The organism is Nucisporomicrobium flavum, from assembly GCF_016464385.1.
Classification (GTDB): domain Bacteria; phylum Actinomycetota; class Actinomycetes; order Mycobacteriales; family Micromonosporaceae; genus Actinoplanes; species Actinoplanes flavus_A.
Map to the genome: position 1 here is coordinate 20,470 of NZ_JADMLH010000008.1, position 16,370 is coordinate 36,839.

Consider the following 16,370-nt stretch of genomic DNA (forward strand, 5'->3'; position numbering starts at 1 on the left):
GCGCCCCTCGATGGAATAGGACACCGCAAAGGATACGGCGACGAGGAATTTCTCCCTGCTGCCCGACTGCGGCGCTTGCCGGAGACTTAGCCGAGCTCAGGTTCGCCGTTGTTCACCCTGACCCACGACCGGCCATTCACGTCAATGAATCGCAAGCGAATGTCGTGAGCCTTGACGATAAACGGCGATTCTCGCTGGTGCGGCGAGAAGGAGCGACGTGCAACTTCATGGCCTGGGCCAAACACATCAATGGGGTCGAGGTCGATCGTCTCATCCCCTTCACGAGAGGTGATTGAGACTTCAAGCCGCCGGACGGGGCCCGATCCGAAGTTGAATACGCTGACATTGATTTGTGCGATCAGGCCGAGGGACGGCTGGCCGCTGATGCTGACCTTGCTGCCGTGAACAACCGCCCGTGCAGGGAGCTTCAATGCCTCTACTCGGTCCGCCTCGACGCGCGCGCGATCCGCCGCAGCCTCCGCCCGTTCCCGTTTCGCGTCTCGACGCGCCTCAGCGGCATCTACTTGTGCGACCTTGGCCTGACGCCGTTCATGGAGGAGCAGCAAGCCGGTGAACAACGCGGCAAGGATGCCGGCCGCGACACCGACGATGTTTCCCCATCCTTGCATCCAGTCAGTGACCTTCGGTGGCTCCTGGCTAGGCGGTGGCGTATACCGGGAGGAGGTGACGATCATCGCCGCGACCGCTGCAGCCATAGCCGCGAAACCAGCTCCGCACAGGAGCAGCACCTTCTTCACGAGACAGGGACGCTACCCGATCCACGGATCGAGCCTTCGGCCCACTGCTCCATGCAGGTCGAGGCTTCGGTGCGCTTGCTCTGCTCCTGCCGCTGGACTGGAACCGTCGATGTTGCCGATCTCGGCGAGCGGCTGCCTCACGCGACCGTGCCGGGATAGTTGCCGCCGGCGACGCCCCTTGCAGTGTGGAAGTTCTCGCGTACCTGTGCCGTGCCCGACCGAAGGGCAAACAGGGCCCAATGAAGGTTGGACAACCCTCGTCCTGTACGTCCGCGACCATAGTGCGACAACGGGTCCACCGGACTCGATATTCACGCAGGTCGGGCTTTTGCGGCGCCCGGTCTTGAAAACCGGTGAGGCGTTCCGCGTCTCCGTGGGTTCGAATCCCACGCCCTCCGCTCTAACCACGCGAAAGACGCTGCTGACCTGTGGTAACGCGGGATGCGGGACCTCGATGATGGATGAGCGAGTCCAACTCGGTCTCAAGTGATCTAGTTACAGCTCACCCTTCACGGCAAATACGCGGCAAACTACGGCGGCGGCCTACGTCTCACCGTCCTCCACCCTGAGAGCCTGTGCAATCCGGCGGCGCCGCCTCGCCTAGCCATCGATGCACATGGTGTTGACCTTAAGTAGCACGGTGCGGGCCGTTCGCTCCGCCGCCTGGGCACAGCCCGGGAGCTCCGACGCGGCGCCGAAGGGACGAGGCGGGCCGTAATGATTCGGATGCACCGGGCCTGGTCGTGGCCGGCGAGCCACTCATCCCCCTCCAATCAGGAGGTCCCGCGCTGTGGCCTGCAAGCACCCATGCATGCGGCGACTCCCTGCCTGGCCTGGCCGGCCAGCTGTACGGCGAAGACCAGGCCACCCATCCGTGGAGGGGCCGCAACCCGATTGGAGTCCTTTGGGTGACATGCCGGCACCTTCCGATCGTCGGCGATCCCGACAAGTCCAGCAAGTTCGCATGGATCTTCGACCGCCTTAAAATAGCGCTACGAGAGTGCGATTTATTCTAAGGCGGCACGTATTACATCCGCTTCGCGCGAGATTTCGCCGAGGCGGCTTCATGCGGGATCGATTAGCGACTAGAGGCAACTAGTGGCAACCGCACAGGGGCCACCGAAAGCTCTTCCGGGTGACACGCGGGAATGTGACTCACTTCACAATAAGCAGGTGAAGGCGGGTGCGAGAATCCGTGATGCGCAGGCCAGGACCTCAGCACTAGGCATTTCCTCTGACGCAATCACATCGTTGCGTATCTATTATCTCGCCTGGCGGGCAAAGAATTGCCAGAGGGCGTCGGGTAATGTCCCGGAGGAACCACAAAGGGGGACGGCCCGGGGGCAACCGGGCCGTCATGTCGACCCCTGTCCTTACGTATGCATGGCTCAGAAGGAGAACGACATGACCACCGTAGCGCTGAAGCATGCTCCCGAACAAGCGGAACTCGATCACCGTCTCGACGTTATAAAGCTCGCCCCTCGCGGCAGCTAGCTTGGCCACTGCGGCTGGAACGCTGCTTCAAGTAGTAGGCGAGTCGAGAGGCCGGACGAAACTGTGCGGCGCCCTAACCAGGCGATCGGCATCATCACGGCTCTTGCTCTCGGCATTGCGGCTGCCTACGACTAGCCTCGCAGAGAGGTGAAGCAGCGGGCCCGCAACTCCTCAGGACCCGCCTGGCCACCCGTCCCTGGGGCGTGACGGACGCGGAGAGGTCGCGAGGTCTGGTCTGCGCCGGGCCAACGCCCACCGAAACCTGGCGACGCTATTCGCGCTCCCGATCTCCACACACGCCATAGGGTGCCGTCGCCACACTGTTGGGTCCTCGGCGCGGCTTGATCAGCACCTCACACCGTCGCTCAGCGTCCTCGTGACTCGACGGCAAGACCAACCTCATGCGCAAGCAGGCCAACTGCCCTCATGCCGCGCGCTGGGTCTAGGCCCGGAAAAGCATGTGCTAGCTGGCCAAACGGTAGATGCCCCACGCCTTCTCACCGTCGACACATGGAGGGAATATACGTGATTCGAATCACCCGTAACCTTCTACCCTAAGTGGCATTCCGCATACGCAGAGATGCGGCATTCGGCCTATACAACGCACAAAAGGGACGCGGCCCAACGTGCCAATTACGCACCGTGACTGGCTCACGTCCGACGGGGCGGGGGATTTTCAGGTACTTACTTCTTGCCGGACGTGTGATCGCCCGGAGACACCGACGGCCCGCGTGCGAGGCGGGCCGTCGTGCCGCACCCCTCATGGTTCCCAGCTCAGAGACCCACAGCGAAGGAGAACGACGTTGGCCACCGTAACCAGGAATGCTGGCGAGAGCCAAGACAATCAAGATCCACGATCGGCTGTAGCGAAGGCTGCGCTCCTTGCCGTCAGCGGTCTAGCGACCGCTATCGCCACAATTTTGGTGGTTGGCGGCCAGTGGAACGTTGATGGCGGCACCCTCCGTTACGCCATCACGGTGATTGGTGTGATTGCGGTCATTGCGCAGATTGGCTCGGCCGTCTATGTGATCCGCCGCTAAGGGCGCTTTGGTTGGCCCGGATCTCACAATCCGGGCCGCTGCTCCGCTGATACCAATCAAGCGATGTGAGGATGTAGGCGACTTGCCATAAGGGCTGCGGCTGTTCCTACAGCGCCTCCAACGCCTCCGCGATCCGGCGGCGCGCAGCCTCGTCCTGGCCATCGATGCACTTGGCGTAGACCTTGAGGAGCACGTGCACGCTGTGACCCGCCCACTCCGCCACCTGAGTAGCGGGTACCCCGGCGTTGAGCCAGAGCGACACGGCGGCGTGCCGCAGTTGATAGGGCACCTTGCCCAGCGGCGACCGCTGTTGCGTGGGGGTGAGGGCGTCCTTGCGGGCTTGCCGCCAGACTCGCGAGTACGTCTCCTTCGAGAGGGGACCGCCCCCGTATCCCTGCCTGACGAACAGCCGGCCGTCCGATCCCGCGCCGAATTCTGCGAGGTGCCACCGAAGCGCTCGTACGAGGATCGGCGGGGCGGGGACGATACGCGTGGCCGTCTTCGCCCGGTGCTTGAGTTCCCGGTCCTCCCGCATGTCCGTGCTGTCGTCACCCCAGTTCTCACCTACGTGCTGGGTTGATCCGGTTAGCCGCAGAACGCCCCACCCGTCTTCCGGTAGCTCGCCCTCCTCCTCCCGCAGGTGCAGCGCCTCAGCCGGCCGAAGCGCCGAGTAGTACAGGCACGCGAAGAACGCCACCAATCGAGGCGACTTCGAGCTGACCGCGGTGAGCAGGGTCAGCGCTTGAGGTGGGCTGATGACAGATCTCCGATCAACCTCTTCGGTCGACTTGGGGGCGGACCATTGAACGAAGTCCATCGGATGAGCGTCGATGAGCCGCAGCTCCACGGCGTATCGGAGCGCGCCGTAGAAGACGGCACGTTTGCGGGCGACCGTGTTCGCTGCTGCGGCCTTGCCATCAATGCGGAGGGCCAGCATGTCGAGGGCTTTCCGGATCAGAGCGGCGTCGGTGAGGTCCGTCAGCTTCACGGTGTGAGCCGAGAGCCATTTCACCGTGTTAGCCATGTTGTCCGGCGGCGGCCCGTCCTCGCGGCGGGTGCGGTTGAAGGACCAGTTATAGAGGGCCTGCCGGATCGCCGGTACTCCCGGCGTCTACGAGGCGAGACCGGCCTGTCCCCGTTCCGGATCGAGGTCACCAAGCAGGGCCGCACGCCGAAGACCGAATGCCGCTCCGTGACCACGGAGCAGGCGCCGGATGATGTCGCCGACCGCCTACGCCTCGACTCCGATAACGCCACGGTCGTGCGCCGCGAGAACTGGTACTTCGCCGACGATGAGCCCGTCCAGGTCGGCGTCACGTACATCCCCGTTGCCGTAGCCGGCGACTCACCGCTTGCGTCCGCGAAGACGCTCGGCAAGGGCAGCATCTACGCCCGGTTCGAAGAACTCGGCTACCCCATCGCCCGCATTCGGGAAGAGATCTCCGCACGCATGCCCAACCCGGAGGAGATGGCAGCTCTTGGCATGCCGCCCGGTGTTCCTGTGATCGAGGTTCTGCACACCGGCTTCGATGAGCAGCGCCGGCCTTTCGAGGTCACGCGGTTCGTCATGCGCGGCGACCTCAACGGCCTGGACTACGACATGCCCGTTGAAGACTGAGGAGAAGGCACGAGATGAGCCGCAGCAGCCTGGCAAGGCTCGCCCTACTCGCTCTGCTCTGGGGATCCGGGTTCCTCTGGATCAAGCTCGCCCTACGCGGCTTCACTCCGACCCAGATCGTGCTCGTCCGGCTCACTCTCGACACGCTGGTCCTCGCCCCGATCGCCCTCGCTCGCGGCATGCGAATTCCTGCCGGCCGCATGACGTGGATGCACCTCTTCGTCGCGGCGCTGGTCGCTAACGCCATCCCGTACACGCTTTTCGGGGTCGGCGAACGCACGGTGGGGTCGAACGTCGCGGGTGTCATCAACGCCACCACCCCGCTTTGGACCGTGCTCGTCTCGTTCCTCGCCGGCACGGACCGCACGGTGAACTGGCGACGCGGCGCCGGCCTCGCACTGGGCTTCGCCGGCACGGTCCTGATCTTCACTCCGTGGGAGTCCGCCAACGAGATCGCCAGCTGGGGTGGCGTGGCCATCCTGGCAGCATCGGCCAGCTACGGAATCTCCTACGTCTACATGGGCAAATTCCTTACCAACAGGGGAGTTCCGCCGATCATGTTGTCCGCATCACAACTCGCGGCCGGCGCCATCCTGATGCTGCTTGCCCTGCCGTTCGGCGGCTTGGTCGCACCGCACTGGCGGCTCGACGCGATCGGGAGCTTGGTGATCCTCGGCGTCTTCGGGACCGGCCTGGCGTACGTGCTCAACTATCGCCTCATCGCCGATGAGGGGCCGACCGTTGCATCCACGACGACGTACCTGCTGCCGCTCGTCGCCGTTGCCCTCGGAGCTCTGGTGGTGCACGAGAAGGTGACCCTGCCGATGGTTGCGGGCATGGTGGTGGTCCTGGCTGGCGTAGCTCTGGTCCAGCGGCGCAGCAACCAAACCCCAGCGACGGAATCCGGCGTCCGCGAGATCGATATCGCGCGGGGAAGTGATTGATGGTCACGGTAGATCCCCGGTTCCCCCACCTCTTGAAGGATCTACGCCATGATCGGGGCCTGTCGCTGCGAGAACTCGCGCATCTGGTGCACTACTCCCACACGTACCTTTAGGATATCGAGTCCGGCCACAAGTTGCCCAGCCCGGAGTTTGCCCGATCGCTCGACACAGCGCTATCGGCACGTGGCATGCTCACGGAGCTGGTGACCGAAGAGGCTGACGTTCATCCCGTCGACCACAGTCCGCTTACCGCGGCGATGCAGGTACTCGACACCAACCGGCCGCAGGTCGCCGAGATTGCCCGACTGAGCTGGTCGGCGCCCGGCGACCACCAGGCCCGCGCCGAGGCGGCCCAATGGGCACGGTTCGCCAGTTGGCTCTACGACACGTTCGTCCGCAACCGGCCAGCCTTGAGACGGCTCGGGGCACAGCGCTACTCCCGCCGTATGCGGGAGGAGACAGGGGCGTCGCCCTTTCGGATGGAAGTCAGTCAGCAGGGCCGCACGCCACATGCGGAATGTCGCTCTGTCAGCCAGCAGCCGGCGCCACCAGACATCGCCCGCCGGCTGATGATCGAACCTCTCACCGTGGTCGTCTGCCGCGAAAACCGCTACTACGCCGACGGCGAACCGGTACAGAACGGCACCACCTACATCCCGATCGGCGTCGCCGGCACCGACTCGCACGTCACGACGAAGGCGCTTGGCCGTGCGTCTCTCTACTCCCGATTCGAAGAACTGGGATACGACGTTGCTCGTGTTCGGGAGCAAGTCTCGACCCGTCTACCAACGCCGGACGAGTCAGCAAGCTTGAAGATCCCGCCGGGTGTACCAGTCCTGGAGATCCTGCACACCAGCTATGACGACCTCGGCCGGCCGTTCGAGGTCACCCGCTTCACGATCCGAGCCGACCTCACTGTCCTCGATTACGAGTTGACTGTGGACGACTAATCAGCCGTCTGCCCCCATCCAGCTGACATCCTGGGACGCCTGATCGCGCTTCCGAGAGGAGACCATTGTCGGGCCGATGAGCAACGGATATGAGTGGAGTAGGGGTCGACTTCGATGATGCGGAACGAGCTAATGAGGCAGCTTGCCGTACTGCCAGAGGACACGCTCATCGGCGTGCAGCTCGGCGACCAACACGTCGACGCCACCCGGCTCGTGCCGTGGGGTGATGAAGGTTTCGTAGACGTTCAATGCCATGCAGCCGACCTGCTGCAGGTCCATCGGGAGTGGAAGATGCCAGCGCATCAGCGAGAACGGATCATCGTCGCGGCCAGCACCGTGAGCCCATCCGCACGGCGTTCGATAATGGCGGAGCTGCTCACGGCGCGGGAGACCATGGCTCTCCAACTTGAGCCCGGAAGGTGGTTCTTGCCCGGCACGCCGCCTTAAGGGCCAAAATGACCCGCTTAGCAGGCCGCTCGCGCCGCCCGGCAGGGCCGGCCCGATCCGCGCCACCCGCCGACGGCTCCGCCTCTGGCGGGCGGGTTCAGCCTGCGGCACGCGCGAGCAACATACGAAAGCTCCGGCTCCCTTCGGCGTGAAGAGCCGGAGCAACAAGTTGCAACATATAGTCCTCGCCGGGCGGGCGGCTCCCAGGATGGCTTGCGAGGGTAGTTCCCTTTGGTGGTGTGATAGGTGCCTAAGTCATCCCGGTTGCCTGCCTGAAGGGATACCAGCCCACCGCAACGGCGAGGCCCAGGCGACCGGGATGACTTATCTGGCTATGACCGTGTGGTGGCCTCCAGCGGTGAACGTAAACAACTGGGAACTATCTGATGCGGATCGGAACCTCAACGATTGGCTCAATGGCCTCAAGGTAAGTCGCGTAGGCCTGGAGCACCCGGTCGTAAATGTCAGTCTCGTTGCGATTCTGAACTGTTATCACCAAGGCGTAGCGTACGCGGTCGGCACTGATCCTATATCCAGTGCCACCTTCCCGAGCGACATAGTGGATATCGAATACTGGCCGAACTAGGGAACTTCCGTTATGGCGTTGCGTTCGATGTAACACTGTCTCCCACTTGTAAGCGGTCCTTCTTTGGTCCTGCTCCGTCTCGTAATCCTTGCTCCGAAAGAAGGCGGCCGTCTTTGGATGAGCTGCCCCGTCTTCGAAGTTGTCGGCGTTCGGTCGGAAGAAGACCTCCAGACCAGCTCTAGTGTAATTTCCTGGATCTTGTGGGTCGACGCCGGTTGCGTAGCAAATTGTTGCCGTAATAGTCGTACGACCCTTAAGCTCTTCGTCGGGAAGGGGTATTGGAGCCCGGAGGACTTGCGCCGGCGAGAGTTCGCCTTGATATACAACCCGCAAGACGCCATCGTCGCACTCGACTATCTGTCGAACGCTGGGCGCCACACGGCCCCAACCTACGTGAGCAGGGCCTGCCGTATGTTGTTCGGTGGTATGAACAAGCAACGCCTTAAGAGCCAAGGGAGACAATCTGTCGCCGAAGTGCGCACGTACGCCAGCGGCAAGCCGAAGTGCAGCAGGTGCCGCGAAGCTAGTTCCGCCCGTGGGCGTAGGTCGACTCCCTTGAGACGACAGTACATAGAATGGCTCTCTAGGGCATCCCCCGAACGCTAGGAGATCTGGCTTAACGATCCCAGGTCGCCGCCCCGGACCAATCGAACTGTAGGACGCACGCTGCCAACCCGGTCGAGAGCTGTCTGCTGCACCAACGGCTAGGCCGTTCACGGTGTCGCTCGGTACCTGCACGCGCGCGTTGCCCGAGGCTATATCAAGTTCTCCGGTATTGCCGACAGCAAAGGTCGCCACAGTATTTCCGTCGGACAGGAACTGGTCCAGTACCGCCGTCCACGGATGGACCTCGTCGTCTTCAATGGGGCATGCGGGGCCCAAGCTAAAATTTACGAACTGGTGTCTACGCTGGGCCAGAACGCTTTCAATTCGATGTAGGACATCGTAGAGCTCCAGTGGATTCTGGTTCACGTCGCCGTCGAGCACCCGGTAATGGTCGACAATCCCGAAGGGGCGGGGTGCTGGTGTTCCTGGCTCTAGAGGGCCGAAAAGCACCGCGGACGTTACACCATTGCCGTGCTCAACATAGTCACTCTCTGCCTTGCCGAGGCCTGGGGTCTCATGACGATTGGTCCATCGCGAAACGGAGGCCTTGTCGGAGCTTCCACCGTCGAAGACGGCGATTCGAAGATCGGGATCTACCGGGTCCTCGTCGGGAAGGGGGCATTCGTCCTTGGAGGGTGGACCGAAGGAGCGTTCGATGGGCTGAATTATCCGTAGACGTGGGATCGGGCGAGCGACGCGTAGGAATGAAAAGAGAGCCAGTTGCTCCAAGTCTTCCCGTTGGGCGTGTACCGGCATGAAGCATAATCCGCCGGCGAAGAGCGCACGTTGAGTGTCAGCCTCCACTCCAAGTTGAGCTGCATATCGCACGAAGCCCCGCACAATGTGACGAGACGAAGGCAGGTCGGTAGCGTGCAACACGACCTCGAAGAATTCGCTGTCAGCGTCCGGGTCTTCGTTTGAGCCTGCTGGCGGAAGACGGAGGCGTTCGGTGACATCGGGAAAGCGCAGAGACTCAACACGCGTTAGCTGATCACCGCTGGGTCCCGGCGGGGCTCCGGCGTGTAGGAGCTCGGCCCACTCTTCGAAATCCTCTCTTTGTCCTGCGATGAAGATTTCGTTCGATGGTGAAGGTCCCGGTTCACCAGCCTTGGTCCACTTCTCAGGAGTTATTGTTACCGGCCGACTACCAACAGCTCTCAGATGGAACTCTTCTAGCAACCGATCAGGGAAGTACGACTTCGCGATCCATTCGGGGTGGAGAGTCAAAAGCCCAACGGATTCCCCGTTCGGACATGCCTCATCGGGCAGATCAGCCATGGCCTGCGTGAGGGTGTCAAGTTGTGAGGAGAGCCGTGTGCGAGCCTCTTCCGGGCTGTAAGACGAGCGCTTATTCGGTGCTCCTCCTGACAGTACGACCGGTTCCATCAACCGTTCCCCGTAACCGAGAAGAAACCGCGGTCTTTCCGGCATCGCTACGCCTCCGCTCTATCGCTGTTGAGCCGCTTCCGAATGGTGTCACGACTAACACCTGTGAGCCTCTGTGTCTGCCTCTGTGACACCGTGCCGGTCTTGCTAAGTGCAATGGCTATGTCTATTTGGTCAGTTTTTCTGAGACTTTTGACTCTATCTTCAACAATGACCTCTAGGGTCTTCACCAGATCGATGTCGGCGACCGCCGCTTTGCGCTTCGCCGTCATCACAAGGCGCTCTACGTCGCTATAAGAGCTACCAGCGAGGCAAATCGCTAAGGCGGTAAGCAAGCTAGCGTCTTGCGCTTCGTCGCCAATTAGCTGCTGCAGGGATGCCATAATGCCATCGAAGTCAGGGAGGGGAAATTCGACGATGTGCTCAAACCTTCTCCATACAGCTGGATCCAACAGGTCCGGATGATTAGTTGCCGCCAACAAAAGCGAGCTATCCGGCCAGTCGTCAATCTCCTGCAACAGCACCGTTACGAGGCGTTTGAGCTCTCCAATCTCGGTTGCATCGTCACGCCTCTTGGCTACTGCATCAAGCTCGTCCAGTAGAAGGACGCAGGGTCCAGACTTCGCATAGTCAAGAACCCTTCGAACGTTCACGCCCGTGCGACCAAGGAAGCTGCTCATGACCGCGGAAAGGTCCAAAACCAGCAGCGGTAGTGATAGCTCGTCAGCGAGCCACTTGCTTGCCAGAGTTTTTCCCACTCCGGGCGGTCCTACGAACAAGGCTGTTCGGCTCGGCTTAAGACCAGCCGCTAGGAGCCGATCTCTATGTAAGCGCTCATCACGAAGGTCACGGAGCTGCGTACCAACCGTTTCGCTAAGGACTGGTCGTACTTCAGGCCCTGCCATGTCGTGCCGCAACAGGGGCAGCCTGCTGTCCAAATCAACAGGGGCCGGAGCAGCCGTCGTGCCCCGCAGAGGCGCCGACCGACTTGGGTTCGCCCGAAGCAAGCTCAGCAGCTCTGCTGCAAGGGGGGGACGTCGAGACGTGTATCGCCGGGCAAGCCGATGGATGTACTGCTGCATGTCCTGCTCGCGTCCAGCAAGGGCAAGTCGAGCTAGCTGGACTAGATCGGGACCAACATCCACAACGTTGTCCAACACCGGGTTTTCGTTAGCCGCTACCACGTAAAGATCCTACGCTGGAGTGGACTAAAAAGTCGATCGAATCACCCAGGCTGGCCCGGCGCCTTCCGTCCAGTAGCGTTGCGGTGGGGGAAGCTGCAGGCTTGCACCACTCGTCTGGTCGTCCCAGTCTCTGACCGCCGGTGGGCTTGGGCACCCGGGCTCGCATGCTGTTGCGTCGTGAAGTGCCGGCTAGGTGACCGAGAGATGGTGATCGCGTTGGAGCACGGGCATCATCCGCCACCAGCGGAGTACAACAACGCATCCCACCGCAGGGCCCACCATCCCGCCGCGTCGATGCGCTGGGTTGCCCTCGAAGGTTCGATCGCCGAAATCGGCACTAATCCATAGGTTCACGGTCGGTAAGGCCGGGCCTAGATCGACTCACAGCGTCAGGGCGCTCGGCTCCGGCAAGTGTGCGGCAAAGAAGGCAGAGGCTCAGACGTTGTGCCTGGCCAAAGGCGTATGCGGCCCGGTCTTGGAAACCGGTGAGGCGTTCCGCGTCTCCGTGGGTTCGAATCCCACGCCCTCCGCCGAACCACCAGGGCAGGCCCATTCTGAGCTCCGCCCATGCCGCTCAGGCCAGCGGCGACCCGGCGACCGGATCGAGCAGCACTTCCTCGACGGCCACGATGTCGCCGACGTCGAAGCCCCGCATGTCTGCCGCCAGTTCGGGGCTCGCCAGGTAGGCGGTTATGAAGTCGGCCGGGGTGGTGCCCTCCCGGAACGAGAGCAGGGCGAGCAAGCGGTGCGCTCCGGCCTGGTGATCGGTCCAGAAGCCGTGCACGGTCACGCCGAACGAGGGCATGCTGGTGAGATGCCGCGGCCAGTGCACGGTGGCGTATCGCTGGAGGGTTTCTGCCGTACGCAGGGTGTAGATCCTGAGCTGATACATGTGGGAGTCCGCTCAGGCCGTCCCGGCGGCCCCGGTCGCCGCCTTGAAGTCGGGCGGGACGCCGATTTGAGCGAGCAACACATTCGCTGCGTTGTAACAGTCGAACCTTTCGATTTTTCCGTCCCGGAGAAACCAGAGATCCGCCGTCGGTACGTCGATCCGGTTACCGGTGGGCGGGATTTCGCCGGCCGGGGTCGGGAATGCGCCGAGATGCGTTCCCTGGATGCGGAGTTCCACGGCGACGACATCACCGAGCGCGTGCACTTCGAGCAGCTCACGGTGGACGTCCGGGAAGACGCCGGCGAAGCCCTTCACAGCGTGAGGAATCTCGTCCCCGCGGAAGGTCAACGCATTCGGCATGTCGTTGAACGTGCCGTCCTCGGCGAACAGGGCGCGGAAACCGTCCGCGTCGAGAACGTTTCCTTCTGCCAGCCGATAGGCCTCGCGAACAACCTTTTCGTTGCTTCTCATGGGGCCACGCTAGCAGGTTTTTGACCGTACGGTCCATAACGTAGGCTTGCTCACATGGCCCGGCCCCGCAAGTTCGTCGAGAGTGATGTCGTCAGCAGCGCCAGTGAGGTGTTCGCCGTGCACGGGCTTGCCGCTGCGACGCTCGACGACCTCGTCCGGGCGACCGGGCTGGGGAAGCAGAGCTTGTACAACGCGTTCGGCGGGAAGCGGGAATTGTTCTTCCGGGCGCTCTCCGAGGACCGGGAGGAGGCGACCCGGGCCGTCTCGGAAGCGCTCGGGCACGACGACGCCTCGCCGCTGGACCGCATCCGGGGTCACCTGCTCACGATGGCGATCGAGTTCAGCAGCAGTGACCGGCGCGTCTCGCTGACCACCCGCGCGCTGGTCGAATCCACCGGCGAGGCGGATCCACTGTCGACGGCCACGAAGGACGGCATCGAGCAGCTCGCCGGGGTCTATGCGCAATGCCTGGAACATGCGCGGGACAGCGGCGAGATCCCGGAGGACGCGAACGTGCAATCGCTCGCGATGTACTTCGTCGCCGTCACCCGGGGGATGGAGCTGCTCGGCCGCGCCGGTGTCGGCCGCGCCGTTCTCACCGCGGTCGCCCTGGACGCGCTTCGCGCGCTGCACGGTCAGCGGATGGAAGAGGCCGACGAGCGCCCGTGAGCCGTCGGGCTTAACCTAGCTGGCTGGTCCACGGGCTCTGACCGTACGGTGCCGGGACGGTCAGTTGACGGGGGCTCCGGAACCGGTCGCTGCGGGGCGGGGACCGAGGTCGCAGAGCGACGCCACCTGGGTCTTGGCCAGGTCGGCGCCCTCCGGGATGCTCCGCAGGGCCGTGTTGAAACTGTTGGGGTAGCGGTTCTCGGAGATGTCGCAGCCCGAGGGCTCGGGCTCGTCGGACAGCCCGCCGCCGATGAGCTTTCCGCCGGCGTCGCGCAGGACGTACGACGAGCCGCGGGAGACCAGGTCGGTGCAGTTGGCCGAGCGGGCGTCGTACGTGATGACGCCGCTGCCCTCGGCGTCGCGGGTGGTCTTGTCCGGCACGAGGGTGGCGGTGACGGGGGCGAGGCCGTCGTTGCCGCCGCCGGCCGGCAGCCACTGGCTCACCACCGGTTTGATCGTGACCGAGCCGACCTCGGCGAGGCGGGTGGCGGCGAGGGAGTCGCCGACCGGGATCTTCGCGCCGGGCAGGATGATCGGCACCTCGAGGACCTGGAAGCGGCGGAACGAGTCGGTGACGACGCTGCGGCCGTCGGGGCCCAGCACGTCGAAGGTGACCCGGGTGCGGTAGGCGACCCGGTCGCTCGGGTTCTCCAAGACCGCGCCGATGGTCACCGTGGACAACGCCGGCGAGCCGACCCGGGTGTAGCCCTGTTCGGCGACGCGGACGGTCGAAGTGTCGTCGACGGGCGCGGCCGACGGCGGGGTGACCAGGCGGCATTGCCCCTGCGGCGAGTCGCTGTCACCGCGGGTCAGCAGGACCACGACGACGACCGCCAGCACGACCACGACCGCGGCAGCGGCGGCCAGCCATACTTTGCCTCGCACTGGTCGGATCTCCCTCGCTCGTTACCGGTCGTAGCCGTAGTACTTGTTGGACAGCTCGGCGATCTTCGCGAACTGGTCGTTGATCAGCTCCCCGGCCGCCTGCGCCGCCGCCTCGGCGAACTCGTGCTCCGACAGCGCCCGTACCGTACCGGGGCTGATGTGCACTTCCCACTGCCGCATGCCGACCGCTTTGACGGCGATCCGGCCGTCGGGTGAGTAGCCCCGGGCGACCAGTTCGTCGCGTTCCGCGCGCCAGTCGAGGTCGCGGGCGCTGACCGGGGTGTCCTCACCTGTGACGGTCTCGCCTGCCACGTCGCTGAAGGTGCGCCAGTACTCGCGGGTGCGGGCGACCCAGAGCAGCTGTGCCAGCGTGGCCAGCCGCCGTTCGAGGTCGCTGTCGTCGCAGAGGTCGTACCAGCCCTGCAGGAACGTCAGCGTCAGCTTGCTGCGGTCGTACAGTTCCGCGGTGATCGCTCCGTCCGGCGTGGAGACGCGGACGCGCATGCTGTCGACCCGGTCGGCGAGCTCGCCCATCAGATCCTCACTCCGCCGTGCCGAGGCCGTTGGGGCCGTTGCCGGTGACGGTCGCGGCGGTGGCGTCGGCCAGCGCGGGCCGGTTCGACAGGAACTTCTCGCGGCTGCCGGTCAGCACGGAGTGCGAGGAGGCCATCGCGTCGGCGATGACGCGCTCCTTCTCGGTGATGTCCTTCGCGAGCTCCTCGAGGCCCTTGCGGATCTGCTCGACGATCGCCATGGCGTTCTTGCCGTTGAACTTGACGGGCTTCGGATCCTCCATCGGGATCGACGCCGCCGACGAGGCGACCTCGCCGACCACGGTCAGGGTGATCGCCAGGGACGCGCCGAAGCTGGGTACGGCCGCGGCCACCGCGAAGATCGACCCGACGACGGTGAGCAGGCAGGCCGTCTCCTTCGGGTTGCAGTCGAGCATGGCGTCGAGCGACTGCTGCGCGGCGTGGGCGAGCTCGTCGACGCTCTGGCGGGCCGCCTTCCACAGGCCCCGCTCCGCCTCCAGGCCGCCCTTGAGGGTCAGTGCCATCGCGTACTGGTTGGCGGTGACGCCCTTGAAGCGGTCGAGGTAGTTGTTGCGGAACGCCGTCGCCGCCGGCCCGCGCCAGTCGGCGACCAGCGTGCCGACCCGGTCCATGCCGCCGAGCGCCTCGTTGACGGTCACGCCGACGTTGTTGACGACGTCGGGGGCCGTGCCGTTGTTGAGCTTGGACGCCGCCCTGGTCACCGCGGCGATCGCGGGCTCGAACCCGGCCGGGTCCGGCATGCCGAGGAACGGCGCGAACATCTCGGCCACTCCGGAGAAGCGCCCGGCGGTGATGTCCACCACGTCCTGCATCGTCTTGTCGTCGATGCCGGAACCGCCGTACCACTTGCCGTGGCTCTTGGTGAAGCCCCGCTGCTTGAGATCCATCTCGATGGCGGAGGTCTCCAACTTCGCGGCGTGGTCCGCGAGCTGCTCGTAGCTCACTGCGGAACACCGTCCTGCGCGTGCGCCGCCTCCACCGCGGGTTTCAGCTCCTCGAACTTCTTGCCCGCGACGGAGTCGGTGCTCGCGTACTCGTCGGCGGCGAGGACCATCGCGTCGCCGGTCAGGTCGAGGTTCTCCGCCGTGGTCCGCAGGATCTCGAAGAAGTCGTCGCGCAGGCTCTCCCAGGCGGGCTTCGCCGGACCGTACGGGCCGCCGAGCTTGCCGTCGCGATACCAGTTGTAGCCGCTGTTGTCGGCCAGCAGCAGCGCGCCCGCGGCCTCACGGATCTGCCCTGCCACCGGCTTCAGCTCGTACTGCCCGGCCTCCCACAGATCCACCAGGTCAGCACCGAGCTCATCACCGCTGTGCGGCATCGTGACCTCCCCCGTCACCAAGCATCGACGCCCGTCGCAAGGCGACACGATACCGCAGGCCAGGAAGCAGGGAGGACCGGTCAGGCGGGCGGGTTCACGACCATCTGGGCGCCCTGCCCGCGCTCGGCCAGGCGGTCCTTCGGGTTGATCAGGTTGCACCGCTGCAGCGACAGGCACCCGCAGCCGATGCAGCCCGTCAGCTGATCGCGCAGCCGTTCCATCATCGCGATCCGGTCCTCGAGCTTGCGCCGCCACCGGGCGGACAGCCGCGCCCAGTCGGCCTTGGTCGGCGTCCTGCTCTCCGGCAACGCCGCCAGCGCCTCGCGGACCTCCTCGAGCGACACCCCGACCTGCTGCGCGATCCGGATGAACGCCACCCGGCGCAGCTCGTGCCGTTCGTAGCGGCGCTGGTTGCCCCCCGTGCGGGTGGCGTGGATCAGGCCCTCGCGCTCGTAGAAACGCAGGGCGGAGGGGGCGACGCCGCTGCGCGCGGCCAGGTCGCCGATCGTGAGGAGCTCCACACCCGTACCTCTTGAGTTGAAGTGAACTTTAGGTTGCACGCTGAGCC

At 64.3% G+C, this 16,370-nt stretch carries 17 protein-coding genes; 5 read left to right on the top strand and 12 right to left on the bottom strand.

The annotated features are described in order from the left end of the window. Positions 1–86: 86 nt before the first annotated feature. Positions 87–758, bottom strand: coding sequence for a hypothetical protein (locus IT780_RS19980; protein WP_199513135.1), 672 nt, complete (start codon positions 756–758; stop codon positions 87–89). Between the two features lie 2,297 nt (positions 759–3,055). Here IT780_RS19980 and IT780_RS19985 point away from each other — a divergent pair. Beyond that, on the top strand, positions 3,056–3,292 hold the full coding sequence (locus IT780_RS19985) for a hypothetical protein (RefSeq protein WP_199513136.1): 237 nt from the start codon (positions 3,056–3,058) through the stop codon (positions 3,290–3,292). A 106-nt stretch (positions 3,293–3,398) separates the two neighbouring features. Here the strand turns inward: IT780_RS19985 and IT780_RS19990 are convergent, their stop codons facing one another. Beyond that, a complete protein-coding gene (locus IT780_RS19990) occupies positions 3,399–4,280 on the bottom strand; it encodes a tyrosine-type recombinase/integrase (protein ID WP_307831274.1) in 882 nt (293 codons plus the stop codon). A 3-nt stretch (positions 4,281–4,283) separates the two neighbouring features. On the opposite strand from IT780_RS19990, the gene IT780_RS19995 reads away from it, so the two are divergent. From IT780_RS19995 to IT780_RS20005, 3 genes are all read left to right on the top strand, one after another. Beyond that, complete coding sequence (locus IT780_RS19995) at positions 4,284–4,910, top strand: GntR family transcriptional regulator (RefSeq protein WP_307831275.1); 627 nt, start codon at positions 4,284–4,286, stop codon at positions 4,908–4,910. A 14-nt stretch (positions 4,911–4,924) separates the two neighbouring features. Next, positions 4,925–5,854 carry a DMT family transporter gene (locus tag IT780_RS20000; RefSeq protein ID WP_199513139.1) on the top strand — a complete coding sequence of 310 codons (930 nt, stop codon included), beginning with the start codon at positions 4,925–4,927 and terminating at the stop codon, positions 5,852–5,854. Between the two features lie 188 nt (positions 5,855–6,042). Then, positions 6,043–6,804, top strand: a complete 762-nt coding sequence (locus tag IT780_RS20005; RefSeq protein ID WP_199513140.1) for a GntR family transcriptional regulator — start codon at positions 6,043–6,045, stop codon at positions 6,802–6,804. Between the two features lie 129 nt (positions 6,805–6,933). Here IT780_RS20005 and IT780_RS20010 read toward each other — a convergent pair whose 3' ends face one another. From IT780_RS20010 to IT780_RS20030, 5 genes are all read right to left on the bottom strand, one after another. Next, positions 6,934–7,083: a hypothetical protein gene (locus IT780_RS20010; RefSeq protein ID WP_199513141.1), complete on the bottom strand. Its 150-nt coding sequence runs from the start codon at positions 7,081–7,083 to the stop codon at positions 6,934–6,936. A gap of 547 nt (positions 7,084–7,630) precedes the next feature. Beyond that, positions 7,631–9,721, bottom strand: coding sequence for a S8 family peptidase (locus IT780_RS20015; protein WP_199513142.1), 2,091 nt, complete (start codon positions 9,719–9,721; stop codon positions 7,631–7,633). A 155-nt stretch (positions 9,722–9,876) separates the two neighbouring features. Further along, positions 9,877–10,911, bottom strand: a complete 1,035-nt coding sequence (locus tag IT780_RS20020) for an AAA family ATPase (RefSeq protein WP_307831301.1) — start codon at positions 10,909–10,911, stop codon at positions 9,877–9,879. Between the two features lie 676 nt (positions 10,912–11,587). Then, the gene (locus tag IT780_RS20025) at positions 11,588–11,905 is read right to left on the bottom strand and encodes an NIPSNAP family protein (RefSeq protein ID WP_199513144.1); all 318 of its coding nucleotides are present in this window, start codon (positions 11,903–11,905) and stop codon (positions 11,588–11,590) included. Positions 11,906–11,917: 12 nt separating this feature from the next. Beyond that, the gene (locus IT780_RS20030; RefSeq protein WP_199513145.1) at positions 11,918–12,376 is read right to left on the bottom strand and encodes an ester cyclase; all 459 of its coding nucleotides are present in this window, start codon (positions 12,374–12,376) and stop codon (positions 11,918–11,920) included. A 54-nt stretch (positions 12,377–12,430) separates the two neighbouring features. Here IT780_RS20030 and IT780_RS20035 point away from each other — a divergent pair, with 54 nt between their 5' ends. After that, positions 12,431–13,045, top strand: coding sequence for a TetR/AcrR family transcriptional regulator (locus IT780_RS20035; RefSeq protein WP_199513146.1), 615 nt, complete (start codon positions 12,431–12,433; stop codon positions 13,043–13,045). A 60-nt stretch (positions 13,046–13,105) separates the two neighbouring features. Here IT780_RS20035 and IT780_RS20040 read toward each other — a convergent pair whose 3' ends face one another. From IT780_RS20040 to soxR, 5 genes are all read right to left on the bottom strand, one after another. Then, complete coding sequence (locus IT780_RS20040) at positions 13,106–13,930, bottom strand: hypothetical protein (protein ID WP_199513147.1); 825 nt, start codon at positions 13,928–13,930, stop codon at positions 13,106–13,108. Between the two features lie 21 nt (positions 13,931–13,951). Next, positions 13,952–14,464: a hypothetical protein gene (locus IT780_RS20045; RefSeq protein WP_199513148.1), complete on the bottom strand. Its 513-nt coding sequence runs from the start codon at positions 14,462–14,464 to the stop codon at positions 13,952–13,954. Between the two features lie 7 nt (positions 14,465–14,471). Beyond that, positions 14,472–15,428 (bottom strand): hypothetical protein, encoded by a 957-nt coding sequence (locus tag IT780_RS20050; RefSeq protein ID WP_199513149.1) that lies wholly within the window; start codon positions 15,426–15,428, stop codon positions 14,472–14,474. Beyond that, entirely contained in the window at positions 15,425–15,802 is a 378-nt protein-coding gene (locus tag IT780_RS20055; protein ID WP_199513150.1) for a hypothetical protein, read from the bottom strand. Before IT780_RS20055 ends, IT780_RS20050 begins: the two co-directional genes overlap by 4 nt. 80 nt (positions 15,803–15,882) lie before the next feature. Continuing rightward, a complete protein-coding gene (gene soxR, locus IT780_RS20060) occupies positions 15,883–16,323 on the bottom strand; it encodes a redox-sensitive transcriptional activator SoxR (protein WP_307831276.1) in 441 nt (146 codons plus the stop codon). Between the last annotated feature and the right edge of the window lie 47 nt (positions 16,324–16,370).

Coding starts and splice junctions, on each gene's coding strand:
- IT780_RS20000 (WP_199513139.1), top strand. CDS start 4,925: ATGAGCCGCAGCAGCCTGGCAAGGCTCGCCCTACTCGCTCTGCTCTGG.
- IT780_RS20005 (WP_199513140.1), top strand. CDS start 6,043: ATGCTCACGGAGCTGGTGACCGAAGAGGCTGACGTTCATCCCGTCGAC.
- IT780_RS20010 (WP_199513141.1), bottom strand. CDS start 7,083: ATGGACCTGCAGCAGGTCGGCTGCATGGCATTGAACGTCTACGAAACC.
- IT780_RS20015 (WP_199513142.1), bottom strand. CDS start 9,721: ATGGCTGATCTGCCCGATGAGGCATGTCCGAACGGGGAATCCGTTGGG.
- IT780_RS20020 (WP_307831301.1), bottom strand. CDS start 10,911: ATGCAGCAGTACATCCATCGGCTTGCCCGGCGATACACGTCTCGACGT.
- IT780_RS20025 (WP_199513144.1), bottom strand. CDS start 11,905: ATGTATCAGCTCAGGATCTACACCCTGCGTACGGCAGAAACCCTCCAG.
- IT780_RS20030 (WP_199513145.1), bottom strand. CDS start 12,376: ATGAGAAGCAACGAAAAGGTTGTTCGCGAGGCCTATCGGCTGGCAGAA.
- IT780_RS20035 (WP_199513146.1), top strand. CDS start 12,431: ATGGCCCGGCCCCGCAAGTTCGTCGAGAGTGATGTCGTCAGCAGCGCC.
- IT780_RS20045 (WP_199513148.1), bottom strand. CDS start 14,464: ATGGGCGAGCTCGCCGACCGGGTCGACAGCATGCGCGTCCGCGTCTCC.
- IT780_RS20055 (WP_199513150.1), bottom strand. CDS start 15,802: ATGCCGCACAGCGGTGATGAGCTCGGTGCTGACCTGGTGGATCTGTGG.